16 protein-coding genes and 1 tRNA gene are annotated in these 17747 nt (G+C 74.2%); 10 read left to right on the top strand and 7 right to left on the bottom strand.

Annotation, left to right across the window (positions count from 1 at the left end):
* The first annotated feature begins 57 nt into the window (after positions 1-57).
* From NHG27_RS16315 to NHG27_RS16300, 4 genes are all read left to right on the top strand, one after another.
* Complete coding sequence (locus NHG27_RS16315) at positions 58-1074, top strand: LysR family transcriptional regulator (protein WP_497016997.1); 1017 nt, start codon at positions 58-60, stop codon at positions 1072-1074.
* Positions 1075-1129: 55 nt separating this feature from the next.
* Entirely contained in the window at positions 1130-1702 is a 573-nt protein-coding gene (locus tag NHG27_RS16310) for a hypothetical protein (RefSeq protein WP_193718114.1), read from the top strand.
* A gap of 114 nt (positions 1703-1816) precedes the next feature.
* Positions 1817-3355, top strand: coding sequence for an alpha/beta hydrolase (locus NHG27_RS16305; RefSeq protein ID WP_497016996.1), 1539 nt, complete (start codon positions 1817-1819; stop codon positions 3353-3355).
* 191 nt (positions 3356-3546) lie between these two features.
* Positions 3547-3619, top strand: a tRNA-Thr gene (locus NHG27_RS16300).
* 143 nt (positions 3620-3762) lie between these two features.
* Here NHG27_RS16300 and NHG27_RS16295 read toward each other — a convergent pair.
* Entirely contained in the window at positions 3763-4530 is a 768-nt protein-coding gene (locus NHG27_RS16295) for a hypothetical protein (RefSeq protein ID WP_497016995.1), read from the bottom strand.
* A gap of 203 nt (positions 4531-4733) precedes the next feature.
* On the opposite strand from NHG27_RS16295, the gene def reads away from it, so the two are divergent.
* Positions 4734-5417, top strand: coding sequence for a peptide deformylase (gene def, locus NHG27_RS16290; protein ID WP_193718117.1), 684 nt, complete (start codon positions 4734-4736; stop codon positions 5415-5417).
* 117 nt (positions 5418-5534) lie between these two features.
* Here the strand turns inward: def and NHG27_RS16285 are convergent, their stop codons facing one another.
* The 5 genes from NHG27_RS16285 to NHG27_RS16265 all read right to left on the bottom strand — a co-directional run bounded on the left by NHG27_RS16285 (position 5535) and on the right by NHG27_RS16265 (position 10489).
* Entirely contained in the window at positions 5535-6347 is an 813-nt protein-coding gene (locus NHG27_RS16285) for a hypothetical protein (protein WP_497016994.1), read from the bottom strand.
* Between the two features lie 218 nt (positions 6348-6565).
* Positions 6566-7141, bottom strand: coding sequence for an alpha/beta hydrolase family protein (locus NHG27_RS16280; protein ID WP_497016993.1), 576 nt, complete (start codon positions 7139-7141; stop codon positions 6566-6568).
* Between the two features lie 110 nt (positions 7142-7251).
* Positions 7252-7866: a DUF305 domain-containing protein gene (locus NHG27_RS16275; RefSeq protein ID WP_497016992.1), complete on the bottom strand. Its 615-nt coding sequence runs from the start codon at positions 7864-7866 to the stop codon at positions 7252-7254.
* Between the two features lie 83 nt (positions 7867-7949).
* Positions 7950-8348: a hypothetical protein gene (locus tag NHG27_RS16270; RefSeq protein WP_497016991.1), complete on the bottom strand. Its 399-nt coding sequence runs from the start codon at positions 8346-8348 to the stop codon at positions 7950-7952.
* A gap of 5 nt (positions 8349-8353) precedes the next feature.
* Positions 8354-10489 (bottom strand): heavy metal translocating P-type ATPase, encoded by a 2136-nt coding sequence (locus tag NHG27_RS16265; protein WP_497017012.1) that lies wholly within the window; start codon positions 10487-10489, stop codon positions 8354-8356.
* 467 nt (positions 10490-10956) lie between these two features.
* Between NHG27_RS16265 and NHG27_RS16260 the strand changes: the two genes are divergently transcribed.
* The 5 genes from NHG27_RS16260 (at position 10957) to NHG27_RS16240 (ending at position 17651) form a co-directional block, all read left to right on the top strand.
* A complete protein-coding gene (locus NHG27_RS16260) occupies positions 10957-12354 on the top strand; it encodes an efflux RND transporter periplasmic adaptor subunit (protein ID WP_497016990.1) in 1398 nt (465 codons plus the stop codon).
* Positions 12347-13141 carry an ABC transporter ATP-binding protein gene (locus NHG27_RS16255; RefSeq protein ID WP_497016989.1) on the top strand — a complete coding sequence of 265 codons (795 nt, stop codon included), beginning with the start codon at positions 12347-12349 and terminating at the stop codon, positions 13139-13141. Before NHG27_RS16260 ends, NHG27_RS16255 begins: the two co-directional genes overlap by 8 nt.
* Positions 13138-14370: an ABC transporter permease gene (locus NHG27_RS16250; RefSeq protein ID WP_497016988.1), complete on the top strand. Its 1233-nt coding sequence runs from the start codon at positions 13138-13140 to the stop codon at positions 14368-14370. The genes NHG27_RS16255 and NHG27_RS16250 overlap by 4 nt, the downstream gene beginning before the upstream one ends.
* Positions 14371-14467: 97 nt before the next feature.
* Positions 14468-15574, top strand: a complete 1107-nt coding sequence (locus NHG27_RS16245) for a hypothetical protein (RefSeq protein WP_497016987.1) — start codon at positions 14468-14470, stop codon at positions 15572-15574.
* Positions 15567-17651 (top strand): efflux RND transporter periplasmic adaptor subunit, encoded by a 2085-nt coding sequence (locus NHG27_RS16240; RefSeq protein WP_497016986.1) that lies wholly within the window; start codon positions 15567-15569, stop codon positions 17649-17651. The genes NHG27_RS16245 and NHG27_RS16240 overlap by 8 nt, the downstream gene beginning before the upstream one ends.
* A 22-nt stretch (positions 17652-17673) precedes the next feature.
* Here the strand turns inward: NHG27_RS16240 and NHG27_RS16235 are convergent.
* Positions 17674-17747, bottom strand: a 74-nt coding sequence (locus NHG27_RS16235; RefSeq protein WP_497017011.1) for an integrase core domain-containing protein, incomplete at its 5' end; no start/stop codon positions are given.

Raw genomic sequence — 17747 nt, 5'->3', positions numbered from 1 at the left:
GAATCCCGGACTCTTGCGTCCAATGCATGGTGAGGTGCTGATGCATACGCTGTGGGCATGGACGCCGCCCTGGACGAGGAGACCCGTCGCCTGCTCCCGCTGCTGCCCGCGTTCGTCGCGGTCGCCGAGGTCGAGCAGGTGACCCTCGCCGCCGCGATGCTGCGGGCCCCGCAACCGACCGTGTCCCGGGCGGTCGCGCGCGTGGGCGAGGTGCTGGGCGTACCCGTCGTCGAGAAGCACGGGCGCGGCATCCGGCTCACCGCCGCGGGGCGCGCCCTCCTGCCGCACGCACGCCAGGCGCTCGCGGCGCTCGGCGCAGGCGTCGACGCCGTCCGCTCGAGCGAGGCGCTCGCGCGCGGCACCCTGTCGGTCGCGTTCCAGACCTCGCTCGGCGAGTCCGTCGTCCCGGGCCTCATCAAGGAGTTCCTCGCCGAACACCCCGCCGTCCGCTTCACCATGACGCAGGGCGCGCGCCGCTCGTGCCTGGCCGCGCTCGCCGCGGGCGAGGTGGACATCGCGCTCGTGTCGCGCCTCGTCCCGGCGCCCGCAGGCCTGCTGACGCTCACGCTCTTCCAGGAACCCGTCGTCCTCATGGTCCCCGCCGGGCACGAGCTCGCCGACCGCCCCAGCGCCACGCTGCGCGAGGCCGCCCGCTCGACCTTCATCACCCTCAAGCGGGGCTACGGCCTGCGTGGCACGGTCGACGCGTTGTGCGCCGCGGCCGGTGTGCGCCCCACCATCGGGTTCGAGGGCGAGGACCTGCACACCGTGCGCGGTCTGGTCGCCGCGGGGCTCGGCGTGAGCGTCCTGCCGCCCGCGCGCCACCCGGTGCACGACGGCGTCGAGCTCCGCCTGGACGAGCCCGTCACCACGCGTGACATCGGCGCGGCCTGGTCCCCTGACAACACCTCGCCCACTCTCGCGGCGTTCGTCGCGATGCTCCGCGCCGGGCTCGACAGTGGGCTCGACGCCGCCGCGCCGGCCGTGCGAGCCACGGACCCGACGGCGGAGCGTCACGCCGCGTCCACGACCGACGCGCGCCGCGCCGCAAGATTCCCGCACCCCACGACATGATGTGAGTGACGGGTGCGCCACCGCGGCGCCCGCACCGAAGCACGAAGGAGACCCCATGACTTCCCTGCGCCGCCTCGCCCCCGCCCTCTCGCTCGTCGCCGTCCTGGCGCTCGCCGCGTGCGGCACGGCCACCGACTCGGGTGGGGACTCGTCGGGCACGCCGGGCGCCGAGGAGAGCACCACGGACGAGACCACGCCCGCCGACGACTCGTCGGAGACCGCGCAGACGCCGATCGACGCGGCCGACCTCCCGATCGAGGCGGGCGCCAACGGCATCGAGCTCCCCGCCGGGATCGACGCGCCCACGAACGGCGGCACGGGCGCGGCCTGGACCGCGGAGGACGGCTACCTGTACGTCGTGACGTTCGGGTCGAGCACGTGCCCGCGCATCGCCGACGGGGAGGCGACCCTGGACGGGAGCGACGTCGTCGTGACCTTCGAGGAGCTCGACGCGAGCAAGCCCTGCACCATGGACCTGCGCGCCTGGACCACGGTCGTCCAGGCGCCGGAGGGCGTCGACGAGTCCGCCGACGTGACGGTCCGGCTCGGTGAGGACGGCACGGTCGTGCTGGCCCCGCGCAGCGCCGCAGGGCAGGTCGGCGAGGCCGCGTGGGTCACGCAGTCCTGACCGTCCGCCCGCTCGGCGACGCCGCGGATCGGCGCCCGTGAAGTTCGCGTGAAAGGGCTGGGCCGGGCGCCGCAAACGGCGCCCCGGCCCAGCCCGACCCGTTACCGTTGCCGGGTGAAGAAGCCCTCCCGCCGCACCACAGCGCTGTCCGCTGCGACGCTCGCCCTCGCCCTGCTGCTCGGGGCGTGCGCCCCCTCACCCAAGGTGCAGAGCCCGGCGGAGACCGGCTCCACGGGGCCCACGAGCACCGGCGAGGACGTGCCGGCCGAGCTCGCCGAGTTCTACGGGCAGAGCCTCGTGTGGGAGGACTGCGGGGGCGGCTTCGAGTGCACGACCGCGACCGCACCGCTGAGCTGGCAGGACCCGGCGCAGGGAAAGATCGAGCTGGCGCTCAAGCGCCTGCCCGCGTCGGGCGAGAAGATCGGGTCGCTGCTGACCAACCCCGGCGGTCCCGGCGGGTCCGGCATCGACTACGTCACGAGCGCGGCGGGCTCCATCGGCGCCCCCGTGCGCGAGGCGTACGACGTCATCGGGTTCGACCCGCGCGGCGTGGGGTCCTCGACCCCCGTCGTGTGCCTCGACGACGCGGCCAAGGACGTCTCGCTGTCCCGTGCGTACGACGACAGCGACGAGGGACGCGCCGAGATGGCCGCCGACCTCAAGGCCTGGGCCGACGCGTGCGCCCAGAACACGGGCGACCTCCTCGGCAACGTCGACACCCAGAGCGCCGCGCGCGACATGGACATGCTGCGTGCCGTCCTGGGGGACCCGCAGCTCAACTACCTGGGCTTCTCCTACGGCACCCAGCTCGGCGCCACCTACGCGGGGCTCTTCCCGGAGAAGGTCGGGCGCATGGTCCTCGACGGCGCGATCGACACCACGCTCACCTCCGACGAGATCTCGGCCCAGCAGGCCGTCGGGTTCGAGAACGCGCTGCGCGCCTACGTCGAGGACTGCCAGGGCGGCCAGGGGTGCCCGCTCACGGGGTCCGTCGACGACGGCATGGCGCAGGTCGAGGAGTTCCTCGACCAGGTCGCCGAGCGCCCCCTGAGGACGACGAGCGACCGGCGCCTGACCTCGACCCTCGCGTTCTACGGGATCGCGCTGCCGCTCTACAACAACGAGAGCTGGTCCGCCCTGACAGCGGGCCTCGACAGCGCGCTCAGCGACGGCGACGGCACCACGCTCCTCAGCTTCGCCGACCTGTACAACGGCCGGAACCCCGACGGGACCTTCAGCGACAACTCCGCCGAGGCCTTCCGCGCGATCAACTGCCTCGACGCTCGCGGCAACCCCGACCCCGAGGTCATGGCCGAGCAGGCCGCCCAGATCGAGGAGGCCGCCCCCACCATGGGGTCGTTCTTCACCTACGGCGGCATGTCCTGCGTCGACTGGGCCTACCCCGTGGTGGAGCAGGAGTTCGACCTGCACGCCGAGGGCGCGGCCCCCATCGTCGTGATCGGGACGACCAACGACCCCGCGACCCCGTACGTCTGGGCCGAGGGCCTCGCCAAGACCCTCGACTCCGCCTCGCTCCTCACCTGGGAGGGCGAGGGCCACACGGCCTACGGCCGTTCCAACGCGTGCGTGGGCGACGCCGTGGACGCGTACCTGGTCGCGGGGGAGGTTCCGCAGGACGGGAAGGTCTGCTGAGGCTCGTCCCGGAGACGCTCGGGCGGGCTCGGCCGGGCGCCCTGGCGGGCATGCCGGCGGGCGCCTCGCGGGGGCCGCGGGCAGGCGGCCCGACGGCGTCGCGGAGGCCGGTTTGTCGTGACGCCCTCGCGTTGGGTACAGTTGCGACGCTTGCTGAAACGGAGCGCCGCGAGGCGTGATGTCCGGTACGCGCCGCCTTAGCTCAGTCGGTAGAGCGTCTCACTCGTAATGAGAAGGTCATCAGTTCGATTCTGATAGGCGGCTCCGTCACGAAGGCCCGGAACCTCAACGGTTCCGGGCCTTTCGCGTTCCGTCGCTCCGTCGCTCCCTGCGGCCAGATGGGCCAGATGGGCCAGATGGGCCAGATGGGGGCCGAACCCCGACCACGCGTTCCTGTCCCGGTAGGGCTACAGGCATCCGCCCGCGACCCAGTCGGAGTTCGCCGTCGCGAAGTCGGGGTCGGCGGCGGGGGACAGGACCCGCATGAGGATGACCTGCTCGGGTGTCCCTGCCGGCTGCTGTCCGTCCTCGTCGCCCTGGGTCTCGAACACGAGGTACCCGTCGGGGTCGGCGAGCCACCAGACGTTCGACAGCGGACCGGGCGTCCCGGGGACCAGGTCCGGGTACGTGGCCTGCAGCGTCGCGAGGTCGGTGCCGATGCCCACCCCTTCCGCCGTGCGAGGTCCGGCCTTGAGCACGTCGATCCAGGAGACTCCCGAGTCGTCGGTCGCGACGCCCAGGGGGTAGGTGCCGTCGATCAGGGGGTACGTCGTCACCCAGCGCCCGGGGTCGCCACCGCCCATGTCTGCGCACTCGTCGGGGGACCAGCGGATCATCGCGGCGCCAGGATTGGACTCGGGGGGCACGCCGATCGCGAGGGGGCCGAGGCCGGACGTGCTGATGACGAGGCTCTCGAAGGCGGGCGGTGCCGCGGCCTCCCCGGAGGGCTCGGCCGTGCCGGACGGTTCCGCCGAGCGCGTCGTCTCGCCGGTGCCGGGAGCGTCGGAGGTCCCGGACGTCCCGTCGGTCGGGGAGGGCGTCGTCTCGCGCGGGGTGGACGTGCTCGCGGACGGGACGTTCGACGTCGGTCCGTCAGGTGAGCCGGGGCTTGCGCACCCGACGAGGACGAGCGTCACGAGCGACGCACTGACCAGGACACCACGACCGATTCTCATGTCGCACCACCTTCTGCGGGTCCATGTCCAGGGTACGCGCGGGGCGGGTCCGGAGACCCGACCGATGCGGGATCGCAACGTCTGCCGGGTGATCCGGGCGAAGAACGAGGCGGCTGGGCTGTGCTCTCTGCACTGCCGGACCGCCTCGCGTGACGAACGTAGCGCGGTCGGGCCGCGCGCACCCCACCAATTACGCTTGGCCCATGTTCACCATCGGCCGTCGTCGCCCTGTCACCTACGTCCTGGGCCAGCCGGTCAAGTCCTTCCCGGAGATCGCCCCCGAGGTCGAGCGCGGCACCATCCTGCGCATCACCGAGATCGGCGAGCCCGTCCTGCACACCCCGGCCCGCGAGGTGACGGCGTTCGGCACGCCCGAGCTCGCGCAGCTCGTCGACGACCTGTTCACGACGATGTTCGTCGCGGAGGGCGTGGGGCTCGCGGCGCCGCAGGTGGGCGTGGACCTGCGGGTCTTCGTGTACGACGTCGAGGACGAGGAGGAGGACCGCCACGTGGGGCACGTCGTCAACCCGGTGCTCGAGGTCTTCGACGGTCCCGAGGACGAGGTCGAGGTGAGCGACGAGGGCTGCCTCTCGATCCCCGGCGCCTACGCACCGCTCGCGCGCCCCGTGAAGGCGGTCGTGCGCGGGTTCGACCAGCACGGCAACCCCGTCGAGCTCGTCGGCGAGCACTTCCTGGGGCGGGCGCTCCAGCACGAGGCGCAGCACCTCGACGGGACGCTGTACTTCGACCACCTCACGCCCGAGGCGCAGGAGGCCGTGATCGCCGAGATGCACGAGGAGCGGGCCGGCGTCCTCGAGGAGCGTCGCGCGATGTCCGAGGCGCTGGGTGAGAAGCCTGTGGAGTACCCGGCGGAACCGCTGCGCTGATCCGTTCCGGCAGGGCTCCCACGAGACGGGTGGTCCGGTCCGAGACATGCGTCTGCGCCGCACGCGTACGGGCGCGTCTCGGACGGGACCACCCGTCTCGTCCTGGGGGAGCGGCGGTCAGGCTCTCCGGGCCCGGCGGCTGAGCAGCACGGCCCCGGCTCCCGCGGCAAGCAGCACCACGGCGCCGCCGCCGAGCAGCAGCGCGTTCGACCCGGTCGCCGCGAGGCCACCCTCTGGCGCCGAGGCAGCCGAGCCGTCCGTGGTGACGGGCGCCGCCTCGGTCGACGTGTCCACGAGCGTCTTCGCGACCGGTGTGGCGTCGGGGACCTCGACCGCGGTGGCCTCGGGCGCCGGTCCCGTGGCCGCGAGCCCCTCGTCGTCGGGCGTCGTCACGGGAGTCGTCCCGGGGGTGGCCGGCGTCTCGGGCGAGGTGGGCGACGGCTCGGTGACGGGGGAGTCGACGGGGGCTCCGCCGTCGGGCACCGCGACGCCGGGCGACACGGGTGCGGGCCGCGGCACGGGGGCTGGGCGCGTCACCGGGGTGGTCGGGGCCGGCGTGCAGACGGGCTCTTGCCTGCCCTCCCCGAAGTGCTCGTCGAAGCCCGCGACCTGCACCCACGTCACGCAGTAGCCGGTGGGGAACGCGGCGGCCGCGTCGGCGAAGTCGAGCGAGCCGGCGCCGATGTGCGTGGCGGTCGACCGGCCGTTCCCCGACTCGAGGTGGAGGTTGAAGTCGCGTCCGCCCGTCCCGTCGAGCGCGGTGGCCCGGTAGTTGACGTGGTCGTGCTCGTGGAACACGCGGCCGGTCGGCAGGGTCACGCCGTCCGCGGTCACGGTGTAGGGGGTGGGGGAGTCGGACCCGGCGAACGCGATCGCGGGGGTGGCCGCGAGGATCGCTGTCGTGAGGAGGGCGACGGGCACTGCGCGCATCAAGGAGGACCTTTCGGGAGCGGCCCCGGGCTCGGATCGAGCGGGGCAGGCACCTCATGGCCGCGGACGTGTCGGACTCACGTCTCGTGTCGGGCACGTGGGCGCGCCCAAGGTACCGCTTCCCACGGCTCGGTGGAAGCGCTGCCAGATGGTTCGGGGTCCGTCCCTTTGCCCAGGTCAGGACGTCGCGCGTGGCTTCCCGGAGCGAGCCGCGCCGCTCAGAGCGTCGCGAGCCACCGCACGACGGCGTCGCTCACCGCCGCGTGGTCGTTCCGCACGTCGTGGGCCCCGGGCAGGCGCACCTGCGTGACCGGTCCAGGGATCGCCGCGACGTGCTCGTCGAACTCCTCGGGCGCACCGAACGGGTCGGTCGTGCCGGACACGAACAGCACCGGGACGCCGAGCTGGGGGAAGTGGTCGACGCGCAGCTTCTCGGGCTTGCCCGGCGGGTGCAGGGGGTAGCTCAGCAGCACGAGCCCGGCCGCGGGCAGCCCCTCGGCCACGGCGATCGAGCACATGCGTCCGCCGTACGACCGGCCGCCGAGGACGAGCCGGTCGGGCGCGAACCCCGCCTCGGTCGCGAAGCGCCCGGCCTCCTCGACCAGGTGCGCGACCGCGACCGGCGCCCGGTCCGGCATTCGTCTGCCGGCGATCCGGTACGGGAAGTCGACCCGGCGCACGGGCAGCGGCGCGACGGCGTCGGCGACCGCGACGAGCGTCGGGTGGTCGCGGCCGGCGCCGGCCCCCGGGGTGAGGAGGAGGCCGCCGACCGCCGGAGCTGGTGATCCCGTCATGGGTCCAGTCTCGCAGCGACCAGGGACTTGCCAGCGGTCGACCACGGGGTTGAGGTCGTCAGTCGGCTCAGAACGACCTCAACCCCGTGGTCGGCACCTGGCTGGAGCTGCTACAGGGCCGCGAGGAGCTCCTGCATCTCCGCGATCTCGGCCTCCTGGGCGTCGACGATCTCCTGCGCCAGCGCCAGGGCCTGCGGGTTCTCACCGTCCGCGAGCTCGGCCTCGGCCATGTCCACGGCGCCCTCGTGGTGCGCGATCATGCCCTCGAGGAACAGCCGCGAGAGCGTCGCGGCGTCCGCGTCCTCGAGCGCCCGGATCTCCTCGTCGCTCAGCATGCCGTCCATCTCGTGGCCCGAGCGGTCGCCCATGGGCTCGGCGCCCCACTCGTCGAGGAAGCCCTCCATGGTCGTGATCTCGGGCTCCTGCGCGCCCTCGATCCGGGTCGCGAGATCCACGACGGCCGGGTCCACGCCCTCCGTGTCCAGCACGATCCGCGACATCACGAGCGCCTGCTCGTGGTGCGGGATCATCATCTGCGCGAACATGACGTCCGCGTCGTTGGCCTCCGCGGCGGGGTCGGCCCCCGCGTCGGGCATGGTCTCGGCGCCGCCGCCCATGTCGTGGCCCTCCATGCCGTCGTCGCCGGTGTCGGAGCAGCCCGCGAGGACCAGCGTCGAGCCGAGCGTCAGGCCGATCGCGGCCCGGGTCAGGGTGTGCTTGTTCATGAGTCGTCCCTCGGATGAGTCGGTGGGCCGCGAGAGTCCTCGCGGCCGTGATGGTGTGCTGCGGCCCCGGCAGGGCCGAGCGCCTATCTCCGACTGATCCCGAGCGCGACGAGCGACGGCGGGCGCAGCGCCCACCCGAGCCGCCACCAGGGCGCGACGACGCGCGCACGGTGCGTGACGCCGTCGGGCAGGCGGCGCCACAGCGCCGGGCCGCCGAGCGAGACCATCGCGACGAGCACCATGAGGCACATCGCCTCGAGCTCGCCGTGCCCCGTGCCCGACGGCGCCTCCCCCTCCCTGGCAATGTCGCCCACGGCGGCGGTCGCCGGGTCCGTGACCGAGTGCGCGGGGCCGTGGGCCACAGGGCTCCCCGACATCTGGTGCATCCCGACGAACCCGCCGAGCAGCAGCGCCGTCCCGAGCAGCACCGCGAACCGCCGGGCGGGGCCGGAGGTTCGCGAGAGCCGCAGGAGGGTTCGCACGGGGATCAGGACGCTGCCACGCGAGCCGGGTCGAGGTCCAGGCGGCGCAGGAGCTGCGCGTTGAGGGCCACGATCACGGTCGACAGAGACATGAGCAGGGCACCCACGGCCATGGGCATGACGAACCCGACCGGGGCCAGGACGCCCGCCGCGAGAGGCACCGACACCAAGTTGTACCCGGCCGCCCACCACAGGTTCTGCTTCATCTTGCGGTAGCTCGCCCGGGACAGCTCGATCACGGACAGGACCGAGCGCGGGTCGTCGCTCGCGAGGATGACCCCGGCCGACGCGATGGCCACGTCGGTGCCCGCGCCGATCGCGATGCCCACGTCCGCCTGCGCGAGCGCGGGGGCGTCGTTGACGCCGTCGCCGACCATCGCGACCTTGTGGCCGCGTGCCTGGAGCTCGGAGACCTTGGCCCCCTTGTCGCCCGGGCGGACCCCGGCGAAGACCTCGTCGATACCGAGCTCGTCGGCCACCGACTGCGCCACGGCCTGCGCGTCACCCGTGATCATGACGACCCGGATGCCCCGACGGTGCAGCGCGTCGATCGCCTCGCGGGACTCGGCCCGGATCTCGTCGGCCAGGGCGAAGGCGCCGAGCACCCGGGGTGCTCCGTCGCCCAGCCCGAGCGCGTGCAGGACCGTCGCGCCCTCGCCCTCCCACGTGGCGGCGTCGGGCAGGGGGGACAGGCCGTGCTCCCGCAGGAGCGACGGGCCGCCCACCGCGATCCGGCGACCGTCCACGAGACCCGAGACGCCCACGGCCGTCGAGGACCGGAAGTCCTCCGCGCGCGGGACGCGCACGTCCCTGTCCGCGGCGGCGTTCACGATCGCGCGGGCCAGCGGGTGCTGCGAGTCGGCCTCGACGGCCGCGGCCAGCGCGAGCAGGTCGTCCTCGCTGCCCGACGCAGCGACGAGGTGCGTCACGACGGGCTCGCCCTTGGTCAGCGTGCCGGTCTTGTCGAACAGGACGGCGTCGACCGTGCGCATCTGCTCGAGCGCCATGCGGTCCTTGACGAGCACGCCCGCCTTGGCCGCGCGCTCGGTAGAGATCGACACCACGAGCGGGATCGCGAGGCCCAGCGCGTGGGGGCACGCGATGACCAGGACCGTGATGGTCCGGATGAGGGCGTTCTCCGGGGTGCCCCAGACGCTCCACGCGACCAGGGTCAGCACCGCGGCGCCGAGCGCGAACCAGAAGAGCCAGCCCGCGGCGCGGTCGGCGAGGCGCTGGGCGTGCGAGGACGAGGCCTGGGCCTCGGCCACGAGGCGCTGGATGCCTGCGAGGGCCGTGTCGTCGCCGACCGCGTCGACCGTGACGCGCAGCGCCTGGTCGGTCGCGACCGTCCCGGCCACGACGTGGTCGCCGACCGTCCGGCGCACCGGGCGCGACTCGCCCGTGATCATGGACTCGTCGACGTCCGCGGTGCCCTCGGAGACCACGCCGTCGGCGGGCACGCGCCCGCCCGGACGCACGACGACGACGTCGCCCACCACGAGGTCCGTCGGGGACACCGTCGCCACCTGGCCGTCGTCGCCCACGCGCTCGGCCTCGTCGGGCAGCAGGGCAGCGAGCGACTCGAGGGCCGACGACGACTGCGCGAGCGAGCGCATCTCGATCCAGTGGCCCAGCAGCATGATGACGACCAGCAGCGCGAGCTCCCACCAGAAGTCGAGCTCGTGCGACAGGATCCCCAGGCTCGCGCCCCACGACGAGACGAACGCGACCGTGATCGCGAGCGCGATGAGCAGCATCATCCCGGGCTTGCGGGCCTTGAGCTCGTCGACCGCGCCCGTGAGGAACGGCCGGCCGCCCCAGGCGAACATGATCGTGCCGAGGACCGGCGAGACCCAGGCGATACCCGGGACGTCGGGCAGCGGGTAGCCGATGATCGACGCGAACATCTCGCTCGCGAGGACCGTCGGGACCGCGAGGGCGAGCATGATCCAGAACAGGCGGCGGAACATCGCGACGTGGCCCGAGTGGCCGCCGTGGCCCGCGTGGCCCGCGTGGCCCGCGTGCGCCGAGTGGTCCGTGCCGGGCATCGAGGCCATGTCGTGGCCGCTGTGGCCGCTGTGGCCGCCGTGTCCGTCATGACCGGCGTGGCCCGTGTGGTCGGCGTGGCCCGCGTGCGCCATGTCGTGGCCCGCGTGCGCGTCGTGGTGCTCGTGCCCCGGCGCCGCGACCGCCGCGGTGTGCTCGGTGCGGCCGACCTGCGGGGCCCGGTCCTCTCGGCCGTCCCCTGGCTGGTCGTGACCGGAGTGGCCACCGTGCTCGTCGTGGTCCATGGGATTCATCGTCCCGTCCTTCCTCGTATCTCGCCGGGCGGTCGGTCGCGCCGGGCGAGCCTTCGCTCGGCCATACCCCCCTGGGGTATCGACAACTCACGATCCTGCCGCAGCATTCCCGGTCCGTCAAGGGGAGAGCGGGGCGCGCCTCGGGTGCCGAGCACGAGGTTGAGGTCGCCATGAGCCCGAGAACGACCGCAACCCCGTGCTCGGCACCGACCCGCCGCCGGACCCGCCGCCGGACCCGCCGCGATTCATAGCCTCCCCATAGGTTCGTGACAGCACGGCCCCAGTGCCGCTCCCTACCGTCACCCTCGATGACCGTCGCGCCGTCGTGCGCGCAGGACGTGAGGGAGAACATGGGCAAGCTGCTCAGACGCACGAGCACCAGGACGCGGGTGATCGCCGGGGCTCTCGCTCTGGCGCTCGTGGCCGGTGCCGTCTACTGGTTCGTGCTCCGCCAGCCCTCGTCGGCCGCGGCCGCACCCGAGGCGACCACCCAGTCCGTCGCGGCGAGCCTCAGCACGGTCCAGCAGAGCGTCACGACGACCGCGACCCTGACACCGAGCGTGCAGGAGGAGGTCTCGTTCGCGGGCTCGGGCACGGTCACGGCCGTCGAGGTCGAGGCGGGGGAGACCGTCACCGCGGGCCAGGCGCTCGCCACGATCGACACGCTCCAGCTCGACGCCGCGCTCAAGTCCGCGCAGGCCGACCTCGCCGAGGCGCAGGCGGCGCTCGCGGACAGCGAGGACTCGTCCGACGGCTCGGCGGCCGACCTGGCGCGGATCAGCGCGGACGAGGCGCAGGTCGAGGTCGCACGCTCCGCGGTCACGGCTGCCGAGGAGGCGCTCGCGGGCGCGACGCTCACGGCCCCCGTCGCGGGCCTGGTGACCGAGGTCAACGTGAGCGTGGGCCAGGCGGTCACGGGCTCGACGTCGACCGCGTCGGGCTCCGGGAGCGCAGCCACGGGGTCGGGCTCCGGCTCGGGCTCCGGCTCGGGCGCCGGGAGCAGCGGCGGGACCGGCGGGACCGGCGGGACCGGCGGGACCGGCGGGTCGGCGCCCGGCGCGACGAGCGGCACCACGACCACCTCGTCGGGCGCGGCCTTCGTGATCGTGGGCACGGACGCCTGGGAGGCGTCGGCCTCGGTGGGCGACGCGGACCTGCCGCACCTCACGGTCGGCAACCAGGTCGAGCTCACGGTCGACGGGCTCGAGGACACGGTCTTCGGGACGGTCGCCACGATCGGCCTGCTGCCGTCGACGTCGTCGGGCTCGGCCTCGTACCCCGTCACGATCGCGGTCACGGGCTCGCCCGAGGGGCTGCACGACGGCATGTCGGCCGACGCCGAGATCATCTACGAGCGGCGCACCGACGTGCTCACGGTCCCGAGCGCCGCGGTGCGCACGGTCGACGGCGAGTCGGTCGTGACGCAGCTCGACGAGGACGGCGAGGAGGTCACCACGGTCGTGACCGTGGGCGCGACCACGGGCAGCCTGGTCGAGATCACGAGCGGTCTCGAGGAGGGGGACGAGGTACTGGTCGAGGTGGTCCAGCGCTCCGGGACGGACACGGGGCAGCAGGGCGGCCAGGACGGCCAGGGCGGGCAGGTGCCCGGCGGGGGCGACTTCGACCCGAGCCAGCTCCCCGAGGGTTTCGACCCGAGCCAGATGGGTGGCCCGGGTGGCCAGGGCGGGGGGCAGCGCAATGGCTGACCTCTCCGGCCCGACGACGGCGCTCACCCAGGGCGCCCCGGCCCACGAGCGCGAGGGTGGGCCCCGGACGGCCGAGCTCGCCGCCGGCGCGCAGGGCCCGGTCATCGAGCTGCACGCCGCGGGCAAGACGTACCGCACGGGGTCGGTCGAGTTCGAGGCGCTGCGGGGCGTGGACCTCGCGATCGGTCAGGGCGAGTACGTCGCGATCATGGGCCCCTCGGGGTCCGGCAAGTCGACGCTCATGAACATCCTGGGCTGCCTCGACGTCCTCTCGACCGGGCGGTACCTGCTCGCGGGGAACGACGTGGGCGACCTGGACGAGGAGGACCTCGCCGAGATCCGCAACCACCAGATCGGCTTCGTGTTCCAGCAGTTCCACCTGCTGCCGTCGCTGTCCGCGTGGCGCAACGTCGAGCTCCCGCTGACGTACCGGCGCGTCCCGGCCGACGAGCGGCGCGCGCGGGCGACCGCCGCGCTCGAGCGGGTGGGTCTGGGGGACCGGCTCGCGAACCGGCCCGGTGAGCTGTCGGGGGGCCAGCAGCAGCGGGTCGCGGTGGCGCGGGCCCTCGTCGGGGAACCGGCGATGATCCTCGCGGACGAGCCGACCGGGAACCTGGACTCGTCCTCGACCGAGGACGTCCTGGCGCTCTTCGACGACCTGCACGCGCAGGGCCGCACGATCGTCCTCATCACGCACGAGCTCGAGGTCGCCGAGCGCGCCCGCCGGATCGTGCGGGTCCGTGACGGCCGCATCCAGAGCGACACCCTGTCGGGGGTGGCCGCATGACGTGGCACGAGACCTTCCTGACGGGCTGGAGCGCGGTGCGCTCGCACGCGATGCGCTCGCTCCTGACGGTCCTGGGCATCCTCATCGGGATCGCCGCCGTGATCCTCACGGTGGGCCTCGGGCTGGGGACGCAGAAGGACGTGAGCGAGCAGATCAGCGCGCTGGGCTCGAACCTCCTGATCGTCACGCCGGGGTCCAGCACGGACGGCGACGGCATGCGTGGGGGTTTCGGCTCGGGTGCCACGCTCACGCGCTCGGACGCGGAGGCCCTCGCCTCGGAGGTCAACGCCCCGGACGTCGCGGGGGTCGCCCCGGAGAAGTCGTCGTCGTTGTCGGTCGAGACGAGCGAGACGAACTGGACCACACAGGTCGTCGGCACGACCGATGACTGGACGGACGTCCGCTCGCGCGAGCTGGCCCAGGGCGAGTTCTTCACCGCGCAGGACGAGGCCGAGCAGGCGGCGGTCGTGGTGCTGGGCTCGTCGACCGCGACCGAGCTGTTCGGGTCGCCCGACGCCGTCGGGCGCAGCGTGAGCATCGAGGGCACGGTCTTCTCGGTCGTGGGCGTCCTCGCGGAGGCCGGGGCCGACTCGTCGAGCGACCTGGACGACCTGGCCGTGATCCCGCTGAGCACCGCGGCGAACCAGGTCATGGGCGACACGGCGCGCTCGTCGGTCTCGACCATCTACCTCAAGGCCGCCTCGGAGGACGTCCTGTCCGCGGCCTACCAGGAGGCCGAGGCCGTGCTGCTCAACCTGCACGGCATCACCGACGCCGACGAGGCGGACTTCTCGATCGACAGCCAGGACGCCCTGGTGTCCACGGCGACGTCCGTCTACCGCACGCTCACGGTCCTGCTCACGGGGATCGCGGCGCTCTCGTTGCTCGTCGGCGGGATCGGCGTCATGAACATCATGCTCGTGTCCGTCACCGAGCGGACCCGCGAGATCGGGCTCCGCAAGGCGCTGGGCGCGCCGCCGTGGGCGATCCGCCGCCAGTTCCTGGTCGAGGCCTCGATCCTCGGCCTGGCGGGCGGTGTGATCGGGGCGGCCCTGGGCATCGTCGCGGCCAAGGTCCTCCCCGGCGTGCTGGGCACCTCGATCGTGGTGCTCCCGGCGGCGGTCGTCGGGTCGATCGTGATCGCGCTCGTGATCGGCGTCGTGTTCGGCGTCTACCCCGCGGTCCGGGCGGCGCGGCTCGCGCCGATCGACGCCCTGCGCTCGGAGTGACCGTGACCGTGACCGCTCATCCCACCCGTCGGCCGATTTCCGTCCGTCCCGCGTCCCGTCGCGGAACCGTCGAGGAGAGAGAAACGAGGAGAGAACCATGAACCCCGCCACGTACCGTCCGCTGCACTCGTCGCCGCTCGCGCGCTCGCACCGCCTGCTCGCGGTCCCCGCCGTCCTGCTGGGTGCGAGCCTGGCCCTGGCAGGCTGCTCGTCCGACGACGCCGAGTCCTCCGGCTCGCAGGCCACGTCGTCGTCGGACGGGTCGAGCGGCTCGACCGAGGGGCGGCAGGGCGACCGGAGCGGTCCCCGCGGCATCTCGGGCGAGATCGCCGCGATCTCCGACGGCGTCCTCCAGGTCCGGTCGTCGGACTCCCAGACCGCGGTCGCGTACACCGACGAGACGACGATCTCGGCGACCACGGCCGCGTCGCTCGACGCCGTGACCGTGGGCTCGTGCGTCGTCGCCACCCTCGCAGGTTCCGACGACGCCTCGGCAGAGGCCGCGACCGTGGCGGCGAGCGTCGCGGTCACGGCGCCGACCGACGGCGAGTGCTCGGGCGGCTTCGGGGGCGGACGTCCCTCGGGCGAGGCCCCGGACGGATCGTCGTCCGGCGCCGACGAGCAGTCGCCGGGGGACGGTGCCGGCAGCGACGGCGAGCGCCCGGAGCGCCCGGAGGGCGCCCCGACCGACCAGCCGGAGGACCTGCCCGACGGCGCCGCGCGCCCGGGTGGCGGAGGCCTCGGCGGGATCGTGGCCGGGAAGGTCACGGCGGTGTCGGGCACCGAGATCACGATCGAGTCCACCAGCCCGGGTGCCCCCGGCGCGGACCGGCCGTCCGACGACGCCTCGGACACCGCCGAGTCCTCGGACGCGTCCGCTCCGACGACCTCGACCGTGACCGTGGACGGCTCGACCACCTACACGACCACGGCCGACGCGGACGCCTCGGCGCTCGCCGTCGGGCAGTGCGTGAGCGTCGGCACCGCGCCGCGCAGCGACCAGGCGACCGACGACGCGAGCGGCGACTCCGCGACGGACACCGCGGGCACCGTGACCGCCACGAGCCTGACCGTGTCCGACCCCGTCGACGGCGAGTGCTCGACCGGGTTCGGCGGCACGGGCCAGGGCGGGCCCGGCGGGGGCGCACCGGGCGACGCGCCCGGTGGTCGGGGCTCGGACGAGAGCGGGACCGACGATGCGTGACCGGACCCGCCGGACCCGCGGACGGGCCGACGCGGCCGTGACGAGCACGGGCGGCACGATCGGGACCGTCCCGGGGGTGGCCGTCGCGAGCGGGGCCTCCGCGCCCGGCGGCGTCCTCACGCCGGCCGCCGCCCGGCGGGCCGCGAGGCGCCGCCGCCGGGCCGTGACGGGCGTCTCGGCCGTCGTCGTGGTGAGCCTCGTGGGCGCCGGGGCGGCCTTCGCCGTGAACCGCGGCTCCGACGGGAGGTACCGGACGGCGACCGCGTCCACGGGCGAGGTCACCCAGACGGTCGACGCGGCCGGGACGGTCGCGTCGGCCGCACGCGCCGACGCCGCGTTCTCGGTCGCGGGCACGGTCGCGACCGTGAACGTCGCCGTGGGCGACACCGTGGGCGCGGGCGACGTCCTCGCGACCCTCGACCTGACCGAGCTCGAGGACGCGGTCGAGGCCGCGCAGGAGAAGGTGGCCCAGGCCGAGCAGACGCTCGAGGACGACCTGGCGTCGCAGACCTCGACGGGGTCGTCGTCGGCCAGCGCGGCGACGGCGACCGGCTCGGCGACCGTGACCCCGAGCGCCGCGGGCACGGGCGGCGGGGTCGTGGTCCGGACGGGGCTGGTCTCGTCCACGTCGTCCACCACGTCGCAGCCGACCACGTCGTCCACGGCGGGCACCGCCTCCACGTCGCCCGCGCTCGCGCAGGCGCTCGAAGCCGTCGCGCTCGCCCAGCAGGCGCTCCTCGACGGGTACGACGCCGCGGCGGCCGCGCTCGAGTCGAGCTCGACGAGCGTCGTCGGGTCCCAGGAGGCGTGCTCGGCGTTCCTCGCCGCGACCGAGGACGACCTGCCCTCCGGCGAGGGGGACGAGGCAGGCGAGGGCACGGGCGACGGGACCGAGGGCGGCACGGTCGATCTGGCGGCCGCCCTGACCACGTGCCAGGAGGCCGTCACCGCGGCGCTCACGTCGCAGACCGACGTCGACGGCGCGCAGCACTCGCTGCTCGACCTCGCGGCACAGCTCGACGCCGCGGTCCAGACGGCCCAGGAGGTGCTCGCGGCCGAGCAGGGGAACGGCTCGGGCACCCAGGCGCCGGGGGGAGGCAGCGGGTCCGGTTCCGGCGCAGGTTCCGGCTCCGGCGACGCGTCCGGCGGGGCGCCGCCGGTGCCCTCCGGGGGGTCGAGCGGCGGCGGGACCGGCGCAGCCGCAGGGTCCGGCGGCACGAGCGGTGCACCGGACGCGGGCGACTCCGGCGGCGCAGGGTCCGGCGGCACGAGCGGTGCACCGGGCGCGGATGCGGGCGGTTCCGTGGTGGCCTCCGCCGAGCGGATCCTGGCCGACCGCGCGGCGATCGAGGTCGCCGAGGCGCAGCTCGCGATCGCGCAGGCCGACGCGCAGCGCTCGACCCTGACGAGCCCCGTCGCGGGCACGGTCGCGCAGGTCGCGCTCGCGGTGGGCGACCAGGTCGAGGCCTCCTCGACGTCCGCGGTCGTGACGGTCCTGGGGACCGACGGCTACGTCGTCGAGACCACGGTGCCGCTGACCGCGGTGGTGAGCCTCGCCGTCGGGCAGGACGCTGCCGTGACCGTGTCCGACGACCCGACCGTGCGCACGGGCGTCGTGAGCAGCATCGGCGTGCTCAGCACGAGCACGTCCCAGACGCCCGAGTACCCCGTGACGATCGCGCTCGACCCGCAGGACGACACCCTCTACGAGGGGTCGTCGGCGCAGGCGTCGGTCACGGTCGCGGGCGGCACGGACGTGCTCGTCGTCCCGACCTCGGCCGTCCGGTCGGACGGTACCGCGCGCACCGTCTCGGTGCTCCGGGACGGGGAGGTGACGGTCGTGACCGTGGAGGTCGGCGCCGTCGGGCAGGAGGTCACGGAGATCACCGCCGGGCTGGAGGAGGGCGACGAGGTGGTCCTCGCGGACCTGGCCCAGGAGATGGTGAGCGACGAGGAGGCCTCGACGGGTCTGACGGGGCTCGGCGCAGACTCGGGCGGCTCGCAGCAGCCGGGGCAGGTGCCGGGCGGCGGGCAGCCGCCGGGCGGCGGCACGGGCGGCCCGCCGAGCCGGGGCTAGCTGTACCCGGCCAGGAGGTTGGTTACAGCCTGCTGATCGGGGGTTGGCCGTCGAGGGCTTGGTGGCGACGGTGGGTGTTGTAGTGCTCGATCCAGG

Source organism: Oerskovia sp. 140933, from assembly GCF_059651515.1.
The sequence above is the reverse complement of the archived record's forward strand: the minus strand, read 5'-3'. Positions and strand labels throughout refer to the sequence as shown.

Excerpts from the sequence above, each read along its gene's own strand:
- NHG27_RS16315 (WP_497016997.1), top strand. The coding sequence starts at position 58 with ATGGACGCCGCCCTGGACGAGGAGACCCGTCGCCTGCTCCCGCTGCTG.
- NHG27_RS16310 (WP_193718114.1), top strand. The coding sequence starts at position 1,130 with ATGACTTCCCTGCGCCGCCTCGCCCCCGCCCTCTCGCTCGTCGCCGTC.
- NHG27_RS16295 (WP_497016995.1), bottom strand. The coding sequence starts at position 4,530 with ATGAGAATCGGTCGTGGTGTCCTGGTCAGTGCGTCGCTCGTGACGCTC.
- def (WP_193718117.1), top strand. The coding sequence starts at position 4,734 with ATGTTCACCATCGGCCGTCGTCGCCCTGTCACCTACGTCCTGGGCCAG.
- NHG27_RS16285 (WP_497016994.1), bottom strand. The coding sequence starts at position 6,347 with ATGCGCGCAGTGCCCGTCGCCCTCCTCACGACAGCGATCCTCGCGGCC.
- NHG27_RS16280 (WP_497016993.1), bottom strand. The coding sequence starts at position 7,141 with ATGACGGGATCACCAGCTCCGGCGGTCGGCGGCCTCCTCCTCACCCCG.
- NHG27_RS16275 (WP_497016992.1), bottom strand. The coding sequence starts at position 7,866 with ATGAACAAGCACACCCTGACCCGGGCCGCGATCGGCCTGACGCTCGGC.
- NHG27_RS16265 (WP_497017012.1), bottom strand. The coding sequence starts at position 10,489 with ATGGCGCACGCGGGCCACGCCGACCACACGGGCCACGCCGGTCATGAC.
- NHG27_RS16260 (WP_497016990.1), top strand. The coding sequence starts at position 10,957 with ATGACCGTCGCGCCGTCGTGCGCGCAGGACGTGAGGGAGAACATGGGC.
- NHG27_RS16255 (WP_497016989.1), top strand. The coding sequence starts at position 12,347 with ATGGCTGACCTCTCCGGCCCGACGACGGCGCTCACCCAGGGCGCCCCG.
- NHG27_RS16250 (WP_497016988.1), top strand. The coding sequence starts at position 13,138 with ATGACGTGGCACGAGACCTTCCTGACGGGCTGGAGCGCGGTGCGCTCG.
- NHG27_RS16245 (WP_497016987.1), top strand. The coding sequence starts at position 14,468 with ATGAACCCCGCCACGTACCGTCCGCTGCACTCGTCGCCGCTCGCGCGC.
- NHG27_RS16240 (WP_497016986.1), top strand. The coding sequence starts at position 15,567 with ATGCGTGACCGGACCCGCCGGACCCGCGGACGGGCCGACGCGGCCGTG.